31 protein-coding genes are annotated in these 23,837 nt (G+C 44.1%); 12 read left to right on the top strand and 19 right to left on the bottom strand.

What is annotated here, in order from left to right:
• Positions 1-19 precede the first annotated feature (19 nt).
• The 3 genes from gmd to NHB35_RS01610 are packed head-to-tail and all read right to left on the bottom strand — an operon-like array spanning position 20 to position 3,705.
• A complete protein-coding gene (gene gmd / locus NHB35_RS01620) occupies positions 20-1,150 on the bottom strand; it encodes a GDP-mannose 4,6-dehydratase (protein ID WP_353432639.1) in 1,131 nt (376 codons plus the stop codon).
• A gap of 53 nt (positions 1,151-1,203) precedes the next feature.
• Positions 1,204-2,205, bottom strand: a complete 1,002-nt coding sequence (gene galE / locus NHB35_RS01615) for a UDP-glucose 4-epimerase GalE (RefSeq protein WP_353432638.1) — start codon at positions 2,203-2,205, stop codon at positions 1,204-1,206.
• Between the two features lie 12 nt (positions 2,206-2,217).
• The gene (locus NHB35_RS01610) at positions 2,218-3,705 is read right to left on the bottom strand and encodes a mannose-1-phosphate guanylyltransferase/mannose-6-phosphate isomerase (RefSeq protein WP_353432637.1); all 1,488 of its coding nucleotides are present in this window, start codon (positions 3,703-3,705) and stop codon (positions 2,218-2,220) included.
• Positions 3,706-3,893: 188 nt separating this feature from the next.
• Here NHB35_RS01610 and NHB35_RS01605 point away from each other — a divergent pair, with 188 nt between their 5' ends.
• The gene (locus NHB35_RS01605; protein WP_353432635.1) at positions 3,894-4,034 is read left to right on the top strand and encodes a hypothetical protein; all 141 of its coding nucleotides are present in this window, start codon (positions 3,894-3,896) and stop codon (positions 4,032-4,034) included.
• 93 nt (positions 4,035-4,127) lie between these two features.
• On the opposite strand, the gene NHB35_RS01600 is transcribed toward NHB35_RS01605, so the two are convergent.
• The 9 genes from NHB35_RS01600 to NHB35_RS01560 all read right to left on the bottom strand — a co-directional run bounded on the left by NHB35_RS01600 (position 4,128) and on the right by NHB35_RS01560 (position 10,759).
• Positions 4,128-4,670 (bottom strand): HPP family protein, encoded by a 543-nt coding sequence (locus tag NHB35_RS01600; RefSeq protein WP_353432634.1) that lies wholly within the window; start codon positions 4,668-4,670, stop codon positions 4,128-4,130.
• A gap of 44 nt (positions 4,671-4,714) precedes the next feature.
• Entirely contained in the window at positions 4,715-6,637 is a 1,923-nt protein-coding gene (locus NHB35_RS01595; protein WP_353432633.1) for an acyltransferase family protein, read from the bottom strand.
• Positions 6,638-6,751: 114 nt separating this feature from the next.
• Positions 6,752-7,060, bottom strand: coding sequence for a high-potential iron-sulfur protein (locus NHB35_RS01590; RefSeq protein WP_353432632.1), 309 nt, complete (start codon positions 7,058-7,060; stop codon positions 6,752-6,754).
• Between the two features lie 153 nt (positions 7,061-7,213).
• Positions 7,214-7,438: a hypothetical protein gene (locus NHB35_RS01585; protein ID WP_353432631.1), complete on the bottom strand. Its 225-nt coding sequence runs from the start codon at positions 7,436-7,438 to the stop codon at positions 7,214-7,216.
• A gap of 1 nt (position 7,439) precedes the next feature.
• Positions 7,440-8,111 carry a GTP cyclohydrolase I gene (locus tag NHB35_RS01580; RefSeq protein ID WP_353433368.1) on the bottom strand — a complete coding sequence of 224 codons (672 nt, stop codon included), beginning with the start codon at positions 8,109-8,111 and terminating at the stop codon, positions 7,440-7,442.
• A 110-nt stretch (positions 8,112-8,221) separates the two neighbouring features.
• Positions 8,222-8,593 (bottom strand): MAPEG family protein, encoded by a 372-nt coding sequence (locus NHB35_RS01575; RefSeq protein ID WP_353432630.1) that lies wholly within the window; start codon positions 8,591-8,593, stop codon positions 8,222-8,224.
• A 68-nt stretch (positions 8,594-8,661) separates the two neighbouring features.
• On the bottom strand, positions 8,662-9,294 hold the full coding sequence (plsY, locus tag NHB35_RS01570; protein WP_353432629.1) for a glycerol-3-phosphate 1-O-acyltransferase PlsY: 633 nt from the start codon (positions 9,292-9,294) through the stop codon (positions 8,662-8,664).
• A 51-nt stretch (positions 9,295-9,345) separates the two neighbouring features.
• Positions 9,346-10,281: a site-specific tyrosine recombinase XerD gene (gene xerD, locus NHB35_RS01565; RefSeq protein WP_353432628.1), complete on the bottom strand. Its 936-nt coding sequence runs from the start codon at positions 10,279-10,281 to the stop codon at positions 9,346-9,348.
• The gene (locus NHB35_RS01560; RefSeq protein ID WP_353432627.1) at positions 10,274-10,759 is read right to left on the bottom strand and encodes a YajQ family cyclic di-GMP-binding protein; all 486 of its coding nucleotides are present in this window, start codon (positions 10,757-10,759) and stop codon (positions 10,274-10,276) included. The genes xerD and NHB35_RS01560 overlap by 8 nt, the downstream gene beginning before the upstream one ends.
• Before the next feature lie 79 nt (positions 10,760-10,838).
• On the opposite strand from NHB35_RS01560, the gene murB reads away from it, so the two are divergent.
• Positions 10,839-11,876, top strand: coding sequence for a UDP-N-acetylmuramate dehydrogenase (gene murB / locus NHB35_RS01555; protein WP_353432625.1), 1,038 nt, complete (start codon positions 10,839-10,841; stop codon positions 11,874-11,876).
• Positions 11,877-11,890: 14 nt separating this feature from the next.
• Here murB and NHB35_RS01550 read toward each other — a convergent pair whose 3' ends face one another.
• Genes NHB35_RS01550 through xseA form a run of 3 tightly spaced genes read right to left on the bottom strand, consistent with a single transcriptional unit; the run spans position 11,891 to position 13,674 of the window.
• On the bottom strand, positions 11,891-12,157 hold the full coding sequence (locus tag NHB35_RS01550) for a Txe/YoeB family addiction module toxin (RefSeq protein WP_353432624.1): 267 nt from the start codon (positions 12,155-12,157) through the stop codon (positions 11,891-11,893).
• On the bottom strand, positions 12,151-12,393 hold the full coding sequence (locus NHB35_RS01545) for a type II toxin-antitoxin system Phd/YefM family antitoxin (protein ID WP_353432623.1): 243 nt from the start codon (positions 12,391-12,393) through the stop codon (positions 12,151-12,153). Before NHB35_RS01545 ends, NHB35_RS01550 begins: the two co-directional genes overlap by 7 nt.
• Positions 12,394-12,453: 60 nt before the next feature.
• A complete protein-coding gene (gene xseA / locus NHB35_RS01540) occupies positions 12,454-13,674 on the bottom strand; it encodes an exodeoxyribonuclease VII large subunit (protein ID WP_353433367.1) in 1,221 nt (406 codons plus the stop codon).
• A gap of 324 nt (positions 13,675-13,998) precedes the next feature.
• Between xseA and NHB35_RS01535 the strand changes: the two genes are divergently transcribed.
• From NHB35_RS01535 to adk, 6 genes are all read left to right on the top strand, one after another.
• Positions 13,999-14,634 (top strand): MotA/TolQ/ExbB proton channel family protein, encoded by a 636-nt coding sequence (locus NHB35_RS01535; RefSeq protein ID WP_353432622.1) that lies wholly within the window; start codon positions 13,999-14,001, stop codon positions 14,632-14,634.
• Positions 14,631-15,077 carry a biopolymer transporter ExbD gene (locus tag NHB35_RS01530; protein WP_353432621.1) on the top strand — a complete coding sequence of 149 codons (447 nt, stop codon included), beginning with the start codon at positions 14,631-14,633 and terminating at the stop codon, positions 15,075-15,077. The genes NHB35_RS01535 and NHB35_RS01530 overlap by 4 nt, the downstream gene beginning before the upstream one ends.
• Positions 15,078-15,099: 22 nt before the next feature.
• Positions 15,100-16,185, top strand: a complete 1,086-nt coding sequence (gene lpxK, locus NHB35_RS01525) for a tetraacyldisaccharide 4'-kinase (RefSeq protein ID WP_353432620.1) — start codon at positions 15,100-15,102, stop codon at positions 16,183-16,185.
• Positions 16,186-16,222: 37 nt separating this feature from the next.
• The gene (locus tag NHB35_RS01520; RefSeq protein WP_353432619.1) at positions 16,223-16,402 is read left to right on the top strand and encodes a Trm112 family protein; all 180 of its coding nucleotides are present in this window, start codon (positions 16,223-16,225) and stop codon (positions 16,400-16,402) included.
• 10 nt (positions 16,403-16,412) lie between these two features.
• A complete protein-coding gene (gene kdsB, locus NHB35_RS01515; protein ID WP_353432618.1) occupies positions 16,413-17,183 on the top strand; it encodes a 3-deoxy-manno-octulosonate cytidylyltransferase in 771 nt (256 codons plus the stop codon).
• A gap of 120 nt (positions 17,184-17,303) precedes the next feature.
• Positions 17,304-17,969, top strand: coding sequence for an adenylate kinase (gene adk, locus NHB35_RS01510; protein WP_353432617.1), 666 nt, complete (start codon positions 17,304-17,306; stop codon positions 17,967-17,969).
• Positions 17,970-18,029: 60 nt separating this feature from the next.
• Here adk and NHB35_RS01505 read toward each other — a convergent pair whose 3' ends face one another.
• The 4 genes from NHB35_RS01505 to glyA form a co-directional block, all read right to left on the bottom strand.
• Positions 18,030-18,332 carry an addiction module antidote protein gene (locus NHB35_RS01505; RefSeq protein WP_353432616.1) on the bottom strand — a complete coding sequence of 101 codons (303 nt, stop codon included), beginning with the start codon at positions 18,330-18,332 and terminating at the stop codon, positions 18,030-18,032.
• Positions 18,333-18,635: a type II toxin-antitoxin system RelE/ParE family toxin gene (locus tag NHB35_RS01500; protein WP_353432615.1), complete on the bottom strand. Its 303-nt coding sequence runs from the start codon at positions 18,633-18,635 to the stop codon at positions 18,333-18,335.
• 112 nt (positions 18,636-18,747) lie between these two features.
• Positions 18,748-19,194, bottom strand: coding sequence for a transcriptional regulator NrdR (gene nrdR, locus NHB35_RS01495; RefSeq protein WP_068947890.1), 447 nt, complete (start codon positions 19,192-19,194; stop codon positions 18,748-18,750).
• Positions 19,195-19,232: 38 nt separating this feature from the next.
• Complete coding sequence (gene glyA / locus NHB35_RS01490) at positions 19,233-20,477, bottom strand: serine hydroxymethyltransferase (RefSeq protein ID WP_353432614.1); 1,245 nt, start codon at positions 20,475-20,477, stop codon at positions 19,233-19,235.
• A gap of 94 nt (positions 20,478-20,571) precedes the next feature.
• Between glyA and tolQ the strand changes: the two genes are divergently transcribed.
• From tolQ to tolB, 4 genes are all read left to right on the top strand, one after another.
• The gene (tolQ, locus tag NHB35_RS01485; protein ID WP_353432612.1) at positions 20,572-21,228 is read left to right on the top strand and encodes a protein TolQ; all 657 of its coding nucleotides are present in this window, start codon (positions 20,572-20,574) and stop codon (positions 21,226-21,228) included.
• Positions 21,229-21,239: 11 nt separating this feature from the next.
• Complete coding sequence (locus NHB35_RS01480) at positions 21,240-21,659, top strand: ExbD/TolR family protein (protein WP_353432611.1); 420 nt, start codon at positions 21,240-21,242, stop codon at positions 21,657-21,659.
• Positions 21,660-21,746: 87 nt separating this feature from the next.
• Positions 21,747-22,511, top strand: a complete 765-nt coding sequence (gene tolA, locus NHB35_RS01475) for a cell envelope integrity protein TolA (RefSeq protein ID WP_353432610.1) — start codon at positions 21,747-21,749, stop codon at positions 22,509-22,511.
• A 12-nt stretch (positions 22,512-22,523) separates the two neighbouring features.
• Positions 22,524-23,834 carry a Tol-Pal system beta propeller repeat protein TolB gene (tolB, locus tag NHB35_RS01470; protein WP_353432609.1) on the top strand — a complete coding sequence of 437 codons (1,311 nt, stop codon included), beginning with the start codon at positions 22,524-22,526 and terminating at the stop codon, positions 23,832-23,834.
• Positions 23,835-23,837 lie beyond the last annotated feature (3 nt).

Raw genomic sequence — 23,837 nt, 5'->3', positions numbered from 1 at the left:
TTTATTTGCTCAATTTGATTTAATTTTCTTTACCAACAGCAACTGAGAAGCCATGTTTATGGAGTAATGCATGTTGCTTAGCTTGGTCTAGATCATTTGCCACCATTTCCACAATCATTTGATCTAGGGAAATTTCAGGAACCCAACCCAGCTTAGCTTTGGCCTTAGCTGGATCGCCCAAGAGGGTTTCGACCTCGGTAGGACGATAGTAGCGCGGATCTATCTGAACAATTACATCACCCACTTTCAGTGCCGGCGCTTTATCTCCTTCAATAGCCGCGACAATCGCTTTTTCATTCTCAGCCACACCCTCAAATTTAAGAGTAATTCCCAATTGTTTGGCACTGCGGATAATAAATTCACGTACCGTGAATTGCACACCAGTAGCAATCACAAAATCCTCTGGTTTGTCTTGCTGTAGCATGAGCCACTGCATGCGCACATAGTCTTTAGCATGGCCCCAATCGCGCAAGGCATCAATGTTCCCCATAAAGAGGCATTTTTCGAGACCTTGAGCAATGTTAGCCAATCCACGAGTCACCTTGCGAGTAACAAAGGTTTCACCTCGGCGCTTGGATTCATGATTAAAAAGAATGCCATTGCACGCATACATGCCATAGGCTTCGCGGTAGTTCACGGTAATCCAATAAGCATAGAGCTTTGCTACCGCATATGGACTACGAGGATAAAATGGCGTCGTTTCTTTTTGAGGAATTTCTTGAACCAAACCATAAAGCTCAGAGGTTGAAGCTTGATAAAAACGGGTTTTCTTCTCCAGACCTAGTATGCGGATAGCTTCAAGCATGCGCAAGGGTCCAATCGCATCCACATCAGCAGTGTACTCGGGAGACTCAAAAGAAACGGCCACATGAGACTGAGCGCCCAAGTTATAGATTTCATCAGGCTGGGTTTGCTGAATGATGCGCACCAAGTTACTGGTGTCGGTCAGATCGCCATAGTGCAAAACTAAATTCGGATGATTTACATGGGGATCTTGATAAAGATGATCAATACGCTCGGTATTAAAAGAAGATGCGCGACGTTTAATACCATGAACAACGTAACCTTTTTCTAATAAGAACTCAGCAAGATATGAGCCATCTTGACCTGTAATTCCTGTAATTAATGCAACTTTTTGTGTTGTATTCATAAATATCTAAATAGGTTTATCTAAAAAGGTGGCTTATCGAATCTTTAAGCACATTATTTGTTGTGCATTTGCTCAAAATACCAAGCGCTTTCACACATCTTATCTAATGATCGCTGAGCGGTCCAACCAAAAAGCTGCTTTGCTAAGTCTGCTTTGGCGTAATAGATAGGTAAATCCCCATCGCGTCTTGGCGCAAACTCTATAGGCAACGGTTTACCACAGGCTTTTTCAAATGCACGGACGCACTCTAGAACGCTAGCTGGCTTACCAGTTCCTAAATTCACCACATGCAAACCAGCATGTTTATTTAAAAAATCCAGTGCAGCCATATGCCCTTCAGCCAAATCCACCACATGAATATAGTCGCGCTCACCCGTTCCATCTCGCGTATCGTAATCTTTACCAAATACATTCAAATACTTTAAGGTTCCTGCAGCCACTCTAGATAAATAGGGCATCAAATTTCCAGGAATACCATTAGGATCGTCGCCAATCAAACCGGAATCATGCGCCCCCACGGGATTAAAGTACCGCAGGCAGGCAATTTTCCACTGCGCATCCGATTGCGCCAAATCTCTCAAGATGATTTCAACCTGTAACTTGCTATCGCCATAAGGATTAATGGGCTTAGTAGGGTGAACTTCATCATATGGCAAATAGACTGGCTCACCATAGACTGTAGCACTGGAGCTAAAAATAAAAGTTTTAATTTGCAACTGTTGCATTGCTTGCAATAGACTAATAGTGCCTTGCACGTTATTAGCAAAATACAAAATAGGGTCTGCAACCGATTGTCCTACCGCTTTCAGACCGGCAAAATGAATCACTGCCTCAATCTGATGTGTCCGCATCACCTCAATAAGCAAGGCTGTATCGCGCACATCACCTTCAGCAAAATCAATTTTTTTGCCAACAATCTTTTCTAATCTGCCAACAACTTCGTTTGAGCTATTACACAAATTATCAAAAAGAATTACCTTATGCCCAGCTTGTGCAAGGACGACTGCAGTATGGCTACCAATGTAACCCGTCCCACCTGTTAGTAAAATATTCATTAGCCAATCTCTCTAGCTTCGGCCATAGGTATCTTCAAAGCGAACAATATCATCCTCGCCTAAATAACTGCCCGATTGCACTTCAATAATTTCTAGTGGATTTTTTCCTGGGTTTGCAAGCCGATGGGGCTGACCTTGCGGAATATAGGTGCTTTGATTTTCAGCCAAAGTAATCACTTGGTTTCCATTGGTTACTTCCGCCATCCCCTTAACAACAATCCAATGCTCCGCACGATGGTGATGCATTTGCAATGACAGGCTCGCACCAGGCTTTACGCAAATGCGTTTTACCTTAAAGCGCTCACCCTCATCTACACTGTCATACCAGCCCCATGGTCTAGATACTTTACGATGCAGACTCTTTTCTTCTCGTTTTTGCTCTTCTAACTTAGCGACAATATTTTTTACATCTTGACTATTGCTTCTATCAACAACCAGCACAGCATCAGCTGTCTCAACAATAATCAAATTTTCAATACCTACGGCGCTTACCAAACGACTGCTAGCGTGCACCAAAGAGTTTTTGGAATTCGTGAGTAGAGTATCTCCGCTCGTCACATTGCCTTTCGCATCTTGATTGCCCACTTGCCATACCGCATCCCAAGCACCCAAATCATTCCAGCCGGCATCAAGCTCCACCATCTTGACGATAAATTTACTCGATCCTGGGCATTTTTCAATGACCGCATAGTCAATAGATTCGCTGGGAATGGCTTTAAATTCCTCTTTTCCTGGTCGTATGAAAGCAGTTCGCTCAACCCTGTCTTGCGTGCGCGCAGCCCAAGAACTTTTAGTGGCAAGAAAAATATCAGGCCTAAATTCTTGTAAAGCGGCTAACCAGGTACTCGCTCGCAACACGAACATGCCACTATTCCACAAATAATCACCATCAGCCAAATACGCTTGTGCTTTTTGAAGATCTGGCTTTTCAACAAATTTTTCTACTGCTTGACCCTCATCTTCTTTTGCCGAACTTACTCGCTTGATATAGCCGTAACCAGTTTCTGGGGCTATTGGAGTGATGCCTAAAATTGCAATGGTCTGATTATTCTTATCCGCTTGAATAATAGCAACGCAATCTTGTAATGCAGCAGTGAATGCAGCTTGATTTTTAACTGTTTGATCTGCGGGTGTGATCACCAATATTGGATCATAGTTTTCATTTGGTGCCTCAGCCACCTGCATCGCCGCCAAAGTAAGTGCTGGTGCAGTGTTTCGGCCAACTGGTTCCAACAGCAATGCGGCTTGAATATTGGCAAGTTCACGCAATTGATCTAAAACCAAAAACCGATAGTCTTCGTTAGTCACTACCAGAGTTTGTTGCACTTCCAAGCCAGGCTTAGCGATCGCATTAATTCTCAGTACGGCCTCTTGAAACAAGCTCTGACCAGCATCACTACCTGAAAGCACCAAAAACTGCTTAGGAAAGCTTGCGCGTGATAAGGGCCAAAGGCGTGTACCAGACCCTCCACAAAGAATGACAGGTGTAACAGCGGTCATATTCGTTATTACTTAGCCTTAAATTAAACATGCATTTTAACGAATTAATAGCTATAAATTGAAATATGGTATTGATTTTATAGGCTTTTCAAACAGCCTAAATTTATTAAAATAAGGCCCCAGATGCTGGTCCATTGATTAATTGTCATTGACTAGCATGAATACAAATCAAAATAAAGGAGAAAATGATGGGCAATACCCCAAAAATTAATGTACGCAATTCAGTTTCTGAATGTGCTCAGTCTTTGCGCAAAGAAAATGCAGGTAAGTTTCAGAACTACGGCATCAAAGATTGCATTGCATCAATAGCAGCTACCAAAATCAAATGAATTGATTAAAGCAGCTTAAATCTTGTACAAAAATATACCCCCAATGATGGGGGTATATTTTATTAAAGCCAGCAGGGAATTCAGCTGCTCACTCTATTTGGCTGGTTTATTGGGATATCGCTTACCAGTTAAATTACTATACAGAGCTCCTGCAATCACCAACAGAATAGAGTCAATCATGACTGGGAAAATTGCATATCGATAATGCGCAATATGGCCCAATACCGCTATTAGCGCGACAGCTGCTGCAGGCGGATGTAAACAGCGCAATATAAACATTCCCAAAATTGAAGTTGCCGCCGCAATGGGCATCGCCAACAAAGACTCACCAATGATGTGCACCGTGGTAATGCCAATTAATGCGGAGATCGTATTACCAGCAATCACTGCCCACGGTTGAGCCATCGGGCTTCCGGGCAGAACAAAAACAAGTAATGCGCTAGCACCCAAAGAAGCCATTAACCACTCATCTATTCCGCTGAGCTCCCCCAAATACTTTGCAGCCGTGATCACCAGCAGCAGACCAATAAAAGCCCCCATGCAAGTTCGTATGCGCTCTTTCCAACTCACTGGAGGCTGATCACCCCCAAAATAGAATGCACTTCGCTTGAACCAATAACGAATAGTGTGTCTCATTTTTTCTAATATTTTTATTAATTAAGTGAATTATGAATGAAAACTTACTTCACAAAATTACTGAGCGTATCTTGATTTAGCCCCTGAACCAAATATCTCGCTGCCGCCGGCGTTATATGATCCTCGTCTAGCGTGGTCAACGCATTATCTGTTTTAGGGATGCGGGTTAAACAGCCATCCAGATTGCATAAGCGATCCCATGCAGAGTAGTACAAGGCATGGTTTTCTTGGGCAATCTTCCGTAGTTGCTCATCCATTTGATAGATATTGGGATCAAGCGATTCTCCATAGTAGGCCGGTGGCAATTCTTTATGTTTTTTCCAGTAGCGATACACCACTTTTGGAAGATCGTCTTTCCAGCGAGGTGTTGGACCAACAATCAGCACCTGAATACCATGTTCATGGAGTAGCTCAATTGTTGGCTTAATCAGGGGGTAGTAAAAAGGACTCCAGGCCTTGTAAATAACGACTAAATTAGGCTTGAGGTTGAGAATTTCTTTCATCGCCAACTCGTTGGCACGCCTGCAAAATGGGCCCTGCTCCTCAGTAGGCAACAACCCCCCACATCCAGCAGCCGTAAATTGAGTCACAGCAATTTTGGCATTGCTCTTTTCCAGTTCTGCAAACCCTGGGTATAAAGATCCCCCATGCGAATCGCCCCACAAGACCAACTTATAAGGCCGGTCATTATGAATACATGTTTTTGAAAAATTATTCACATCATCGCCAATATCCATCAAAAAACAGGTGCGTTGACGCTGCTCAGCAACTTTATCAAAGGTGTAGCCTGAGATTTCTTTCATGAAGAACTTATGGCGAAATGCAATTCCCTTGCGATCAAAGCAGTTGTAACCCAAATAAGCAATCACAATCATCAGAAATACCAAGGCAATATTTTTATGAGTACGGTAGCTAGCATTGAATCGAATAGGTTTTTCTACAAAACGGTAAGTCACCCATGCCAAGATAATTGATAGCAAGACCAAAGCCGCACGAATCATCAATGAAGGCGTCTCACCTTCTTGTAGTCTTGCAAAAGCCAGTAAGGGCCAATGCCACAAATACAAAGGAAAACTAATCAGACCAAACCAAACTAACCCCTTATTACTCAAAAGGCCCTTATTACACCCAGCATTTGTTCCGGCACCAATGACCAAGGCTGCGCCAACTGTTGGCATTAGGGCCCACCAACCAGGAAAAGCGCTTTTTTGATTCAAGATGAATGATCCAAGCAATATGAGCGTTAGGCCCAATGCGGATAGCACACTTTGATATTTTTCTTGAATAGCATGCAATACGGGTGATCTATACACCGTCAGATATGCCAATAAAGACCCTATGAGTAATTCCCAAAACCGAGTGATCGGGGAATAGAAAGTCGCAACTGGATTGGCATTGATGTAGGCAACATTTAAACCAAAGGAAAGTAAGGCGATCGCCACAATAAATGGCAATAGTTTCTTAGGCCAACGCACGATGAAGTAAATCGCTAAGGGCCAAACAAAGTAGAACTGCTCTTCTATACCCAGCGACCACAGGTGCAGCAGCGGTTTTAATTCTGCAGCTTTATCAAAATAGCCGCTTTCATTCCATAAAACCAGATTAGAAATAAACCCTGCACCCCCAGCAATATGCTTACCTAGTTGAGCAAAGTCATCCGCCAAAAGATTAAGCCAACCAAAAGCATAGCTAAATGCCAAAACTACCAGCAATGAGGGAAAGATGCGATTAATGCGGCGACTATAAAACTCTAAAAAACTAAAACACTTTTCATTGCAATTTTCAAAGATAATGGTCGAAATTAAATATCCCGAAATGACAAAAAATACATCCACGCCAATAAATCCTCCAGGGAGCCACTCTGGAAAAGCGTGAAAGATAAGAACTGATAGAACAGCAACTGCGCGCAGGCCATCAATATCTGCGCGGTATTTAGGGTGAATTAGACTTGGGTGATCGGTAATCACAAATTCATCTCATTAAGAAATGGCTCAAGCATAAAGTATTAAGCGCAAGCACAAGAAAAAAGCCACTCAGTTGAGTGGCTTTAACTTACATGGATAAAACTCAATGCCCAAAGATTATGCCTTCTTAGCATAAGCGGAGCACCAACCTTTGCCGGCAACTTGCTTACCTGCAAAAAGTGAGCAACCGCCAGCGGCAGAACCAGGCTTACCTTGATAAAGTGCACAGTTATCGCACTGTTGACCAGCAGCATACTTAGCGTACTTGGCTTTATCTACTTTGGTTGCATCTGCTTTGTAACCCAAAGCAGCAGCCTGTGGGTCTGTCTCAGCTACCATTGCTTGAGCTTGTACTTTGCCATTTAAGGCTAATGTGCAAGCACCAGCTGCAGACAAAATCATAAATTGGCGACGACTATTTTTCATATGCTCTCCAAAATTAAAACAATTAGAAATGAGAATCTAAATACCTGAGGCGATCATAGTGCAGATGAAATAGACTTGCTAGAGGGTATATAACCTACTGATTTATATACAAATATAGATGAGAATAGTTCTCACCAATAAAATTTAGAGAGTTTATTTCCAACCCTTTAAATTCATGCAATTAATCCACTCGCGAATGTGAACCCCACTGCCTGCTTCAGGATAGTCATCCTTGCACTCCTTTAAATCCTTCCGAAAATTTTCCACATTGTTTTTACTGGAGTCCTGGTTTTTGTCAGGGAAGCCTGCACAAGCCGCAAGACAACTCAGAAGGAAAATGATAAAAAGAAAGTGGCTGGCAGGGCGAGTAAAACGCATATTACTTTCGATCTATCAAGGCTAAAAACTCTCTTCTCAGATTAGAGTCTTTCAAAAAAGCGCCGCGCATCACGCTGTTGATCATCTTTGAGTCTCGATCTTTAACACCACGCCACTGCATACAAAAGTGATCAGCATCCATCACTACTGCAACACCAATGGGTTTAATTTTTTTCTCAAGCATATCTGCTAATTCCACAACCGCCTCTTCCTGAATTTGTGGCCTACACATGACCCACTCAGTTAAACGTGAGTATTTTGATAAACCAATCAATGCTGAGGCCTTGCTTGGCAATACACCAATCCAAATACGGCCCATGATTGGGCATAGATGGTGAGAGCAGGCACTACGTACCGTTATTGGGCCAATAATCATGAGCTCATTAAGGCGGCTGACATTAGGGAACTTGGTTAAGGTTGGCTGATTAACATAGCGACCACTAAAGACCTCCTGAACATACATCTTTGCAACACGCCGACTGGTGTTTTGAGTGTTGTGATCATTTTTTGTATCAATGACCAAACTCTCCAATACTGCTTGCATCTTTTGAGCAACCTCTTCCACTAAACCCTCAAGCTCACCTGGTTTAATGAAAGCAGAAATATTGTCGTTCGCATGAAAGCGTGCCTTTTGCGCCTCAATACGACGTCTGATCACAACAGAGAGTGGCATTCCAGCCGCATCATTCTTGGCCGTGGTTTTTTTGATAGCAGTTTTTTTCACGGCTGCTTTTTTTGGTACGTTACTTGTTGTTTTTTTCACTGTCATTTTGATGATTTTCTTTAGATCTGAAAGAATATGGCTATTACGCACAATAACCCTAGTAACCAGACGATTGATCGAGTAGTTGGCCAGTTGGCAATGTAGCAAATGAGATAGGCGATGCGGGCAATCGCAAAACCAATCGCGAGAAGATCAATTTTTGCTTGCGGCACGTTACTTACTGAAGCAATGATCACAGCAGCAAAAAACAATGGGAGTGACTCAAATAGATTGGCCTGAGCAGCATTGGCCCTTGCTCTAAAGCCTGTCTGTTTGGCTAGCCATTGTCTTGGCATGCTGTTGTCGTATTGATCAAAACCTTTTTTAGCAATACCAGCAGCAACATACGGAAACAATCCCATAAACAAGATACAGGCATAGGCAATCGTCATAAATATCTCCTTGCTATATTTTTAGTCTTGTTTGTTAATTTTCGTTTACTTATTAATTTTTATATTTGTCAGGCCTTACTCTTCTTGGAACCGATACGACTCTCGGTGCCATTGAGTAAGTTTTTAATATTGCTCCTATGACGCCAAATGAGCAGAATACAAACCACTACTAGAGCGATCGCCATTGGCTGAAAGCCGAAAAGAAATACAAAATAGATGGGGCCAAATATCGCAGCAGCTAAAGCAGCCAAAGAGGAATACCTTAAGAATACGGCCACAATAATCCAAGTACTCAAAGTGGCAATACCCAAAATGGAATTAATGCCAAACAAAATACCGCAAGCGGTAGCCACACCTTTACCACCTTTAAATCCATGAAAAACTGGAAATACATGCCCTAAAAATACGGCTATCACTACACCACAAAGTACCCAGGAATTTAAACAGGTTTCTAGAGGGGGGTCACCCAAAATAGCTCTTGCCAAAACAACGGCAAAAAAACCCTTTAAAGCATCGCCCAAAAAAGTCAGTGCCGCAGCAACCTTGTTGCCAGTACGCAAAACATTGGTTGCACCTGGATTACCAGAACCATAGGAATGGGGATCAGGCAGTCTCATACATTTGCTCACTACTACCGCAAATGAAATCGAGCCAATGAGGTACGCAACAACAATTAATAAAAGGTCTATGGTAAATGTCATAGCATCATCTTAATCACTTTTGAGGATATTGATATCTCAGGGGATGTTAAATCAAGCACCACGAGGATGATGTTGCTGATGGATTGATTTGAGGCGCTCCCTAGCAACGTGGGTATATATCTGCGTAGTCGATATATCGGCATGACCTAACAAAAGCTGCACCACCCTCAAATCAGCTCCGTGATTGAGTAAATGGGTTGCAAAGGCATGTCTTAAAGTGTGGGGGGAGAGGGATACGGGGATATGAGCTAGCGTCGCATAACGCTTGATCAGCGCCCAAAATGCTTGTCTAGTAAGCGCAGTTCCAGTGTGACGCCCCACAAACACAGCATCGCTAGATTTACCCTCTAATAATGGTATGCGCGCCTCTGCAAAATAACGCCTCAACCATTGCCCCGCCTCTCCGCCAAAAGGCACTAAACGTTCTTTGCCACCCTTACCATTCACTATGCGTACTACGCCCTCATTTAAGCCTAGAGCAACAGTCTTTAGAGAAACAATTTCTGAAACACGTAAACCACTCGCATACATGAGCTCAAGCATGGTTCGATCCCGCAGGCCCAAAGGCGTATCAATATCAGGCGCATTGAGCAAAGCAGTAACCTGGTCTTCACTAAGTGTTTTGGGGAAACGTAAAGCTTGTTTTGCCGCTCTTAGACCAATACAGGGGTCGCTTTTGACCAAATTCATGCGCAATGCATGACGATAAAAACGCTTAAAAACAGTAAGACGTCGATTAGCAGTTGTTGCTTTATCAGCGCGGCGGTGGGCTATATACCCAGTGAGATCTTTCTCCTGAACTGAATATAAATCGGTACCTGACTGTTGATATAACCATTGGGCCAGCAACAACAAGTCTCTTCGATAAGCTGACAAACTATTCTTTGACAGTCCATCCTCTAACCAGCAAGCATCGCAAAAGCGCTCTATCGCCTCTAGGCTTGCTAGCGCTATCTTTGAGGAATCCTTAACCACATCATTAGTCACGGAAATTATTAAAGCCCAATGGTGCTTCTGTAACTTCTTTCTTTAATAGGGCCATGGTGGCCTGCAAGTCATCGCGTTTTGCCCCAGTAACGCGCACAGCATCGCCTTGAATACTCGCCTGCACTTTGAGTTTGCTATCTTTAATAATGCGCACTACTTTCTTAGAAAGATCAGAAGTAATTCCCTTCTGAATTTTCATGGTTTGTTTACGCTTATCTCCGCCGATGGTTTCGGTCTTGTCATCTTTTAGATAGCGCACATCCACATTGCGTTTGGCCATCTTACCAATCAATACATCACGCACTTGACCTAGCTTAAATTCATCATCGGCAAATAAAATTAACGCCTCATCCTTTTGCTCTACACGACTATCTGAACCCTTAAAATCAAATCGATTGCTAATCTCTTTATTGGACTGCTCAATGGCATTTTTGAGCTCAACCATGTCTGGTTCACAAACAACGTCAAATGAAGGCATCTTTTACTCCCTATCTAATCAATTTCGTAATATCTTGCATTATCTGCGCTCTTGGCAAACATTCGAATAAGATTGTGGCATGAACTCCCAAAAAAGCGCGCCTTCCAGACCTAAATTAGTACCGAATCTGAGTCTTAAGGAGCGCAATACCTTTGGTTTTGAGGCAAGCGCTGAGCTAGCCTATGAAATTACCTCACCCGAGCATGTTTCGGAGGTCATAAACGAGGTGCTCAACAAGAAATTACCCTGGCGCGTCCTGGGTGGCGGTAGCAATGTCATCTTGCCTAAGCTTTTGCCTGGGGCAACCTTGCTCATGAACATCGCTGGGCAGGAAATCATTTCCTCTGATAACCATTCAGTTTTAATAAGCGCTGGTGGTGGCGTCAATTGGCATGAATTTGTTACTTGGACCTTGGAACAAAATTTGCCAGGCCTAGAGAATCTCGCACTCATTCCTGGAACTGTAGGAGCTGCTCCCATTCAGAATATCGGCGCTTACGGAGTTGAGATAGGCGAGTACATTGAATCTGTCGAGGCATTCGATGCTCATAGCCAAGCTTTTACTGCCCTCACAAAAGAACAATGCCAGCTTGCTTATCGCGATAGCCACTTTAAGAGAAACCCAAATCGTTTTATCTTAACCAAGGTTATTTTCAGAATACCCAAACAATGGAAAGCACGTATTCATTACGCTGATTTGGCAAAACAGTTCTCAGAAAACCCTAATCCAAGCCCTGAAGAAATCTTTCTAGCCGTTTGTAAGATTCGTACGCACAAACTGCCAGATCCCAAGTTGATCGGCAATGCAGGTAGCTTCTTTCAGAATCCAATTGTTCCAATAGAACAATTCGAGACCCTTTTGCATAAATACCCAGAATTAGTTTCTTACCCTGATGCTGCAGGTAAACGTAAGCTTGCCGCTGGGTGGCTTATTGATCAATGCGGCTTTAAAGGTCAGCGAATGGGTAATGTAGGTATTTATGAAAATCAAGCCCTAGTGTTAGTCAACCATGGGAATGGAACAGCTCAAGATATCCTCGGTCTTGCAAAATGCATTCAAGAGAAAGTGCATGATCAGTTTGGTGTAAAGCTGGATATTGAGCCTAATATTCTCTGAGTAAGATAAACCCATTATTCATAATGGGTCCACATTCGAAGAATACGAACCGTTCTCTCTTTTCGAAATACTTCATATACGAGCCTATGCTGAATATTGATCCTGCGTGAATAAGCCCCTTTCAAATCACCAACCAACTTTTCATAGGGTGGAGGATTTTGCAAAGGGTCAACACGAAGAACATCGAGCAAAACCTGCGTCTTATCCTTTAATCCAGCTACAGCTATTTTCTTTGCATCCTTTAATGCAAATTTGGAATAGGCTAAATTCCAAACTACCACTTCAATACCTTTTTACTTTTAGCCAGCGGTTCAGCCATTGCTTCTTTAATAGATTCACGCATTCCTGGCACCGACATAAGATATAGAGTCTCCTGAATAGCACTCCAATCCTCTTCCGAAATCAGAACAGCATTAGCCCGCTTTCCCGAGATCACTACAGGCTTATGTGACTCCGCAGTCTGATCAATCAGGCGGTAAAGCCCGGCCCTAGCCTCACTAGCAGTTAATGTAGTCATATTTCACTCCTTTTTTTCAATAGTACGTTAAAACGTACGTTTTGTCAAGAAAGGATGAACTTATAAATCCGGGTTAATTTTGATTTCAGCCAAACTCACATCAGCCTTGCCATCTGCCATTTGAATCTGAAAGGCTTTATGAATCGTAAGGTCTTTGGGGCTTCTTACTACATGTAATTGCTCGTTATCTTTGCTCAAAATTACAGAGTACCCTCGCTCAAGCGTTCTTTGTGGATTGAGTAACTCCAGTTGCGATTGATAGTGGGATTGATTGCGCCTCCAATTTTCCATGCGCACCGACCAGGCTTGATTCATGCGTTGTTGCAAGCTCGTCATTTGTTCGCGCATACGATCGGGATTAGGCAATGCATGACTTAATCTCAAAGCCAGTTGATCTAATGTTTGCGCTTCTCGCTCAACGCGTTGATTAATGCGCTGTAAAAGGGCTTGCGTAATGGCATCAAGCTCTTGGAGCATTTGATCCCTACGAGGCGCAGCTAGCTCTGCAGCACCTGTAGGCGTTGGAGCTCGCAGATCCGCCACAAAGTCTGCAATCGTGAAATCCGTCTCATGCCCAACACCACTGACTATGGGGATATTTGAATCCGCAATTGCATAAGCCAGTTGCTCATCATTAAAAGCCCACAAGTCTTCGATACTTCCGCCACCCCTGACTAACAAAATCACATCAACCGCTTTTTCTTTTTCAGCAGCCTTGAGTGCAGCAATAATTCCTGCGGGTGCATCAGGCCCTTGTACCAAAGTTGGATAAATCACAATAGGAATATGTGGCGCACGTCTTGCTAAAGTGCTCAGCACATCTTTTAATGCTGCGGCTTGCGGTGAAGTAATAATGCCAATCGATCTTGGGTGCGTTGGGATTTCCCGTTTACGATCTTCATCAAACAAACCCTCTTTTGCCAGTTTGGCTTTGAGTTTTAAAAATGCCTCATACAAACCACCCATGCCAGCTCGGCGCAAAGTTTGAATCGTGAGTTGGATGTCACCTCTAGGAACATACATACTGAGATTGGCGCTGACCTCAACCAAGTCTCCTGACTGAGGCATAAAGCCCACTTGACCATTGCGACCCCTAAACATTACACAACGAATCTGACCTTCCTCATCCTTCAATGAGAAATACCAATGCCCGCTGTCATAGGCTTTGAAGTTAGAAATCTCCCCGCTCACCCATACCGTATCGAACCGATCTTCCAAAGAAGCAGCAATGGCGCGGTTCAGATCGCCAACAGACAGAATTTCCCTTGATTGTTCTAGCATTTCCGACATTTATTTCTTCTCACCCCGCAAATCATCAGGCTCATGTGGCGATAAATATCCACAGAGGCTGATTGGCTCTAGGTTGAATAATCATAAGTAAGCAATTACTGACCCGAAACGTCTCATAAATACTACAGTTAATTTACAAGCCTTTGATTTATATACTGAAATTACTCAACCATCATAAGGTGTTTTGATGAGGTTTCCACCCTTTCCACCATCAATCAATGACTTAGCTTGCCCCCACGAAAAAGTTTTACACAGAGTTATCCACAGGCAAACTTTACAAGAGGGTCTAATTAATTCAGCTAAAGTACTGAGCTTATGTACTCCATCTTACTATCTGCCGGCTGGCCTATCTGGCCCCTATTAATCATCTCCATTATTGGCCTTGCCATTGTTATTGAGCGGAGTTGGTATCTACGGCAAATTCATATATTCCCAAAAGGCAGCTTAGAGACTGCATTTTCTTTAAGTAATCAGTTGATTGGCCATAAAACTGTTACAAATGAACAGATTGCACAATTAACCCAGCAGTCTCCTGCCACCCCATTACTGGCATGTACTCTGCGCGAAAAATCAGCTGGTAACAATGCGCAAACCGCATTGGAAGAACTTCAAGCTGTCGCACAAAGTACTTGGCTCAAATTTGATCGCTACCTTGGTGTGCTAGCAACCATTGCAACAGTTGCCCCCTTATTAGGCTTATTTGGTACCGTCGTAGGCATGATTGAGATCTTTGGTAGCCAAGGCGCTGTGAATGGTGCAGGCAGCCCCCAACAACTTGCTCATGGTATTTCAGTGGCGCTTTACAACACCGCCTTTGGCTTGCTCATTGCCATACCTGCATTAGCAAGTTGGCGTGCGCTTCGAGCAATCGCCAACCAACGTCAACGTGAGTGTGAAGAATTCACACGCCAACTATTTAAAAAACTTTATCCAACTGAATCTAACTCATGAGTTGGCTACAAACACACTCGAAATCTAGAAATTCATTTTCTTTAGGAACAATTTCTGTTTCTAATGAACCAGAAATTAATCTCATTCCATTTATCGATGTTTTGTTAGTAGTGTTGATCTTTTTAATGATCTCCACAACCTTTACACGCTATCAAGAGCTAGCTATTACCCTACCAACAGCTAGTGGCAGCGAGTCACAAGCAGAAAGCAAGCAAGTACATATTGCCGTCAGCCGTGATGGGCGTTTTGCGATTAATGGCAAGGTAACAGACTCATCTCAGTTAAGTAATGCCCTAACCCAACTGAGCAACAAAGATAGCAACCTTCAGGTCAATATCGATGCAGATGCCAAAGCGCCTCATCAATCTGTGATGACAGCCTTAGAAGCAGCGCGCGATGCAAACCTTTCAAATATTGTCTTTAGCAGTCAGACAAAAAAGTAGTCAAGATCTGATCACAAAGGCTATGTCGCTATCTTTTTTTCGCAAAGCACCCAAATTTTGGGAAAGGCGTGGGCCTACTAGCCTATTGCTGTGGCCCTTGTCCTGGCTCTATGGATTGGTCTTGCGTATTCGCAAAATCATTAGCGATTTAGGTATTGAAAACGCCAAACCCGCACCAGTTCCCATCATTATTGTGGGTAATATTCGAGTGGGTGGTACTGGCAAGACGCCAATCGTGATTGCTTTGGCGCAACAACTATCTGAGCTTGGCTGGAAACCCGGAATCATCAGCAGAGGCTATGGCTCACCTCTACAGACTTCACCGCTTCAAGTAAGTACTGATTCAGATCCGTTAGTGGCTGGTGATGAACCTGTTTTAATTGCAAAACGTACTCATAACCAATTTCCGATTTGGGTTTTTCCTAAGCGCCAAGAAAGCATTCAAGCCTTACTAAAAAAATTTCCCGAAGTGAATGTGATCATTAGTGATGATGGCTTGCAACACTGTGGATTGGTTCGCTGGCCAGCCCGCGAAGGAGGTCGGGACGTGGAGTTTGTCGTACGCGATGATCGAGGTGAGGGTAACCGATTCCTACTACCTGCAGGACCTCTGCGCGAGCCTGCGTCTCGTGAACGCGATGCGACACTCTTTACTGGTGTATCAAAAAATCCGAAACCTGGGTCTTCTGACGAATACTTTCTGGGCCGCAGATCCTTTCATCTATCCAATCATTTAGATACTCCATACCAACTAAACAATCCTGCAAACACCCAATCTTTTGAGCGAATTGCAGAGCAATTCTTACCAAAGAACATTACTGCAGTTGCTGGACTCGGAAATCCACAACGCTTTTTTAACGATCTAGCAAAACATGGCATCACTGGTAAACATATTCCGCTACCAGACCATGCTACTTTCACGCCCGAGTTTTTTGAAGCAATCAAGGCTCAATGCATTTTGATTACTGAAAAAGATGCCGTGAAGTGCTCTGGCATCTCTGATGAACGGATTTGGGTTGCCCCAATGTCATTGCGGTTACCTGAAAATCTCATGGAATGGCTGCAATCCATTTTGCAAAGACCCGATCCGCGTCGCTATACTCTCTAACAGAACCTACACTTAGCGAAGTTATATAGAAATCATCATGGACAAACGATTACTCGATATCTTGGTTTGCCCCCTATGTAAAAGCCAATTACATTTGGATGCCGATAAGAATGAGCTCATTTGCAAAGCAGATCGCCTTGCCTACCCTATTCGCGAAGACGTGCCAGTGATGCTAGTCGAAGAAGCTCGAAGTATCAGCGCTGACGAAGTTCTCTAATACATTTGATATGAGCAAATCTGGATCTCCTGATTTTTTAGTTGTCATACCAGCTAGACTCGGCTCAACACGACTACCTCGCAAGCCCCTTGCGGACATTGGCGGTAAACCGATGGTTGTTAGAGTTGCTGAGCAAGCCAAAAAATCCTTTGCGCAAAGCGTGGTGGTTGCAACAGATTCTCCTGAGATTCAAGCGGTATGTGATGAGCATCGTATTGAATGCTTACTTACCAGCGAAGATCACCCCACTGGTACAGACCGTCTTGCTGAAGTAGCTCAATTGCTCAAATTACCAAACAATGCTTTAGTGGTAAATGTGCAAGGTGATGAACCACTCATTCCACCAGAACTGATTAATCAAGTTGCTCAAACCCTAGCCGATCATCAAGATTGCGCTATTTCCACTGTTGCGGTACCTATTGATGATGAGCTAGATATTCAAAATCCGAATGTGGTTAAAGTGGTTTTGAATCGGGCTGGTGAAGCGCTGTATTTCTCGAGAGCACCAATCCCCTTTGTGAGAGATGCTGGAGAAGAAAATAAAACTACACCTTCGCCGCATTTGCGCCATTTGGGCATCTACGCTTATCGGGCGGAATTTTTACAAGCCTATACCCGGCTTGATCCAGCCCCGCCAGAAAAAGCAGAAGCTCTTGAACAGCTTAGGGCACTTTGGAACGGCTACCGAATTGCGGTTCATATCGCCGATCAGACCCCACCCGCCGGAGTAGACACCCCAGAAGACTTAGAACGCGTTAGAGGCGCCTTTAAGGCCTCCTAAACACAATTTACCCACTTCTTTTAGGGATCGCAGTGAGTTTCTCGGGGATAATCCTTAGAACCATATATCTATGATCCCGACAAAATACGGGACAATGACTGCTCTTCTAAGGGGAAAAAAATGCGGTTAATTCTGCTCGGTGCACCGGGTGCTGGCAAAGGCACACAAGCTCAATTTATTTGTGAAAAATTTGGTATTCCGCAAATTTCTACTGGCGACATGTTGCGCGCTGCTGTAAAAGCAGGAACCGAACTAGGCGTTGCAGCTAAAAAAATTATGGATGCTGGTGGCTTGGTTTCCGATGACATCATCATCGGCTTGGTTAAGGATCGTCTGACCCAACCTGATTGTAGTAAAGGTTATTTATTTGATGGTTTCCCTAGAACCATTCCTCAAGCACAGGCCATGAAAGATGCTGGCGTGCCGATTGATTACGTTTTAGAAATCGATGTCCAATTTGATGCCATTATTGATCGTATGAGTGGGCGTCGTGTTCATCCTGCATCAGGCCGTACGTATCACATCAAATTTAATCCTCCCAAAGTGGAAGGCAAAGATGATGTCACTGGCGAACCCCTCATTCAGCGCGATGACGACAAAGAAGAAACTGTTCGCAAGCGTTTGCAGGTTTACGATAGCCAAACGCGCCCACTGGTTGAGTACTATTCTTCATGGGCTGCTCAAACGAGCCCCACTGACAAAGTGAAAGCGCCAGCTTATAGAAAAGTGAATGGCACTGGTAGCGTCGAAGACATTACGACTTCTATCTTTGCAGCATTAAAGTAAGCTCTGCTTTAAACAGTTTGTCGATAAAAGGGACTGCAATTGCAGTCCCTTTTTTAATGATTAAGCATGCACACTCAGTTTCATACCAAGTGCATGTATGACTCTGGCGACAGTCTCAAAACGAGGTCGTGCCTCAATTTTTAATGCCCTATAAAGGGATTCTCGTGTAACGCCACTTTTTTTTGCTATCTCGGTCATTCCTTTTGCTTTTGCTATATCGCCAATTGCCGCAACAAATAGGGCAGGATCGCCATCCTCCAGCACTGCTGTCAGATACGCGGCGATATCTTTTTCAGTCTTTAAATAATCAACTACATCAAACTCAGGCAAATCTTTTATTTTTATCTTTTTCATACTTTTCATTTAGCCCTCCAGAGTTTGAAGTAATTGCTTTGCTTTCTTGATATCAGCTTTTTGCGTTGACTTATAGCCGCCACCCAACATTAAGATAATTACTTTTCTGCGTTGTATGTAATACATTCTCCAACCAGCACCAAAATACTCACGCATTTCCCAAATTCCATCACCATCCGATATGGGAGCCACATCCCCAAAATTCCCAAGAGATACTTTACGAAGTCTTGCAAATAATCGACCCCGTGTCAGTGGATCACGAATGCTTGCAAGCCATATCTCAAAGTCAACTGTTTTACGAATTTCATACATCCCCAAATTGTAATCAATTGGTTACAGTATACACAAAGCCGTTTTCCCAAAATAGTCATTCTTAAAATGAAAGGTAGATGATCAGAAGTATCGAAGAGCTAAGGCCGAAAATCTATTTGAGCTCTTTCAAGGCACTTTCAAAAGATTCGATGTCTGCAAAGCTTCGGTATACAGAAGCAAAGCGAATATAAGCAACCTTATCAAGACGCTTAAGCTCGCGCATTACCAACTCACCTACACGCTCGCTCGGAATTTCTTTTTCACCCAAACTCAGTAATTTTTCTTCAATGCGAGCAATAGACTCATCAACAGAATCTGACGAAACAGGGCGCTTCCTTAGGGCCAACTTGATTGAGCTTGCTAATTTGTCGTGACTGTATTCAACGCGACTGCCGTTCTTTTTAACAATTGCCGGCAATGCAAGCTCAACCCGTTCATAAGTCGTAAAACGCTTATCGCACTTGGCACAACGGCGACGACGGCGAATGGTATCACCCTCGTCAGATACCCGGGTATCTAGAACCTGGGTATCGTCGTTATGGCAAAAAGGGCAGCGCATTCGTTATTTATTGTTGTTACTTGCTCTTGCTTATTAAGTTAACCGTAAACAGGAAAGCGCTTAGTTAACTCCGCGACTTGAGCGCGTACCTTGGCAATATTGTCAGGATCATTTGGATTATCCAAAACATCCGCAATGAAATTACCCACCTGTCTTGCTTCAGCTTCTTTAAAACCACGCGTTGTCATCGCTGGTGATCCCAAACGAATACCACTAGTGACCATTGGCTTTTCTGGATCATTCGGAATACCGTTTTTGTTACAAGTGATATGAGCCTCGCCTAGAACACGTTCAGCTTCTTTACCGGTCATGTTCTTTGCACGCAAATCTACCAACATCACATGAGAATCTGTGCCGCCAGAAACAATACGTAAGCCACGAGAGATTAAGGTCTCTGCCAATGCTTTTGCATTTGCAACAACCTGTTTTTGATAATCCTTAAATGCAGGCTCTTGAGCCTCTTTAAAAGCTACCGCTTTAGCAGCGATCACATGCATCAACGGACCACCTTGCAAACCAGGGAAAACTGCAGAGTTAATAACCTTCTCATGCTCAGCCTTCATTAAAATGATGCCGCCACGTGGGCCGCGCAAGCTCTTGTGAGTAGTGGAAGTCACGATATCCGCATGCGGCACTGGATTTGGATACACGCCTGCAGCAACCAAACCTGCATAGTGCGCCATATCTACCATAAAGATCGCGCCCACTTCTTTGGCTAATTTACCAATGCGCTCAAAATCAATTTTTTTGGAGTAAGCAGATGCGCCTGCAATGATCAATTTGGGTTTGTGCTCACGAGCCAAACGCTCCATTTGCTCATAATCAATTTCTTCATTTTTATCCAAACCGTATGCGATTGGGTTAAACCACTTACCACTCATGTTCAATGCCATACCGTGTGTTAAGTGACCACCCTCAGCCAAACTCATTCCCATAAAGGTGTCGCCTGGTTTTAGGAACGCCAAGAAAACTGCTTGGTTTGCGGAAGCGCCGCAATGGGGTTGCACGTTTGCTGCCTCAGCACCAAACAAAGCTTTCACGCGATCAATCGCTAACTGCTCCGCAACATCCACGAATTCACAGCCACCGTAGTAACGCTTGCCTGGATAGCCTTCAGCATATTTATTGGTCAATTGAGAGCCTTGAGCTGCCATAACCGCTGGAGAGGTGTAATTCTCAGAAGCAATCAGCTCAATATGGTCTTCTTGACGCTTGTTTTCATTCTGGATGGCTTCCCATAACTGGGGGTCAATTTTGGCTAAGGTGTTCTGGCGGTCAAACATGATAAAAATCCTAGGGTGTTGGGTAATGAACTAACTCGGAATTGGGTTATTCCATTAAGTAAGTAAAATCAACCTACATCATACAAAATCCGCCATGACTACTACACAAGACCTCTCTTTTCTATCCCTTGTCCTCAATGCCAGCCTATTAGTGCAGTTGGTAATGGTGTTATTGATTGGGATGTCCATAGCCTCATGGACCATTATTTTCAAGAAAACCGCCATTTTGCGGGGGGTTCGCCAAGATACGGACCGATTTGAGCGCGATTTTTGGTCTGGCGGTGATCTGAACACTCTTTTAGAAGCAGCCCAGCGCAACACTCGCAGCGATGCCGTTCTTGAACACATCTTCGAGGCCGGCATGCAAGAGTTCATGAAAGTTCATGAAATCGATGCTGCTCGCAGGGCAATGAAAGCGACTTACCAAAGAGAGATGGACGCATTGGAAGCGAACCTGCCATTTTTGGCATCCGTAGGTTCCGTCTCACCTTACATCGGCCTTTTTGGCACAGTGTGGGGAATCATGCACTCTTTCCGCGGTTTAGCAAATGTACAAAATGCAACCCTCTCTGCGGTTGCTCCTGGTATTGCTGAAGCCTTGATTGCTACTGCGATTGGTTTATTTGCAGCGATTCCTGCGGTGGTTGCCTACAACCGCGCAGCAACGGATGTAGATCGCTTAGCCATTCGTTTTGAAACATTCATTGAAGAGTTCACCAACATCTTGCAACGTCAAACTTCGGGTCGCTAAGGAGTATCAGCATGGCTAGCTCTTCTCTGCGCAAATCCAAACGCCGTGCCAAGGCTGAGATCAATGTCGTACCTTACATTGATGTGATGTTGGTATTGTTGGTCATTTTTATGGTGACTGCCCCCATGGTCAATCCGGGCGTAGTGAATCTGCCCACTGTTGGTGGCGCCAAGGTTCAAGCACTACCACCCGTCTTTTTAACCATCGATGCCAATGAAAACGTTATCGTGCGCAAAGATGGCGAACCCGTTCAAACACTGACTCCATTTGAACTTGGGGCCTTTGCTAGAACTCAAGCTGAAAAATCGGCTGAACAACCGGTTGTTCTTGCTGCAGATAAATCGATTAAGTATGAGACAGTGATGAATGTCATGTCTAAGCTTAAAGAAAATGGTGTCAAACGCGTTGGCCTTGCAGTGAAGAGTCAATAGGATCTTGGCCCATTTCACCTATTTCATTTGTCCATGAATAGCGCAGCCACTTTTCAATCATCCCCCTCGCCATTCAAGAGGGGGCGATTGACCAAACAAGAGAGCACGAAACGTGCCTTTACATTTTCGCTAATCGCGCATTTGGGGTTGCTTGCTTTTTTAGTCATCGGTATCAGTTGGAATAACTCCACACCATCTGGCGTTGAGGTGGAACTCTGGGACTCCACACCTCAAGTTGAAACGCCACCCGAGCCAGAGGTGAAAAGCGTAGTCAAAGAAGAAGCGGCTGATATTGCTGTCAAGAAAAAGAAGGTGGAAAAAGAACCGCCTAAGAAAGAGGTGGTTAAAGAAAAACCAAAAGCGGTAAAACCACCTCCTCCAAAAGAGAAAGAAAAGGAAGCTCCTAAGAAGGTAGAGCCAACTAAAAAGGTAGAAGCAAAATCGCCCGCAGAAACGAAAGCGAATGCCGCCGCTGAAAAAGTCCGTGCAGATCAATTGGCTAGACTCAGAGCTGCTGCTGGAGCTGAGGGTGGTAGCGGTGGCACATCAGGTAGCGGTGTTGGTGGTGGCGGCAACGCACCCCCAGGCTGGACGGATAAGGTCATTAAAAAGGTAAAACCGCTGATAGTTTTCAATCCAGAATCTGTTACTGGAAATCCAGCAGCTGTGATACAAGTGAGCCTCGCGCCCGATGGCGCTATTCTGAGTACAAGCATACTCACTTCTAGTGGTAATCCTGCCTGGGATCGTGCGGTACTTTTAGCCCTATCTCGTGCCGAGAGCTTGCCAAAAGACGACAATGGCAAAATTCCACAACGCGAAGTGAAATTGACCTTTAAACCGAAAGACTAATAAGGCTTAAGCATGCTGCAGTTATTCAAAACCATGATTCGTCAATTCAGTTGGACTGGCGTTGCTATTGCTATTTCGACTTTGAGTTTTATCAGCCCAGCCTGCGCGCAAATGAATATCGAAATTACCGGTGTGGGCCAATCCCTCTACCCTATCGCAGTCATGCGCTTCAAAGATGAAACAAAGCTGCCAACCAGCGTTACAGAAATTATTCGTCAAGACTTAGCTCGCAGTGGTTACTTCAAGAATACTGAAAACGGTAATGCTGTTGAAGGTGATGACGGTATACCTAACTACAAATCATGGGCTGCTCGTGGTGCTGATGCACTAGTAGTTGGTTCGGTCGTGCAAACCGGTAATGGCCAGTTTGAGATTCATTACAAATTATTTGATATTCGCAAATCGCAAAGTCTAGGTGGCCTCAATATCAACTCTAGCGCTGATAATTTACGCGCAGCCGCCCACAAAATTGCCGATGACATTATTTATAAATTGCTAGGTGAGCGTGGTGTCTTCTCGACTCGCTTGTCCTATGTCATCAAAGACGGTAAGCGCTATCGCCTGGTGATTTCTGATGCGGATGGTCAAAATATTCGCAACGCGATGAATAGTGGCGAGCCAATCATTTCTCCATCATGGTCGCCTGATGGCAAGAAAGTGGCTTATGTTTCTTTCGAAGATCGCAAACCAGTCATCTACGTTCATGAACTAGCAACTGGTCGCCGCATTTCTCTATCTAATCAGAAAGGGAACAATAGCGCTCCCGCTTGGTCACCTGATGGTAAGAAATTAGCGATCTCATTATCGAAAGATGGCAATACCCAAATTTATGGCATCAATGCAGATGGCACCGGATTACATCGTTTAACTCGCGGCAATACCATTGATACCGAACCACAATATTCTGCAGATGGTCGCTATATTTATTTCACGAGTGATCGCGGTGGCAATCCACAGATCTATCGCATGAGTGCCGATGGAGAGCAAGTAGAGGGCGCTAAACGCGTCACCTTTAAACAAGGCTTCGTTACCTCTCCGCGCATCTCACCAGATGGAAAATACTTAGCCTACATAGCTAATGTCGGTGGCGCATATCGCTTGTATATTCTGAACCTTGCTACTGGTGATGCTCAGGCATTAACCGATGGCACCAGTGATGAATCCCCATCCTTTGCCGCAAACGGTCGCTACGTCCTTTATTCAACCAAGGTCAACGGCAAGCGTGCCTTGGCGGCAGTATCGGTTGATGGCAACTCTAAGCAAGTGTTGAGCATTCCAGGATCTGATGTCCGTCAGCCATCCTGGGGTCCTTTCATGGACTAAAAC

The sequence above is a fragment of the Polynucleobacter sp. MWH-UH23A genome, from assembly GCF_040409805.1.
GTDB lineage: Bacteria > Pseudomonadota > Gammaproteobacteria > Burkholderiales > Burkholderiaceae > Polynucleobacter.
Note: the sequence above shows the minus strand (reverse complement) of the source record. Positions and strands in the feature narration are given on the sequence as shown.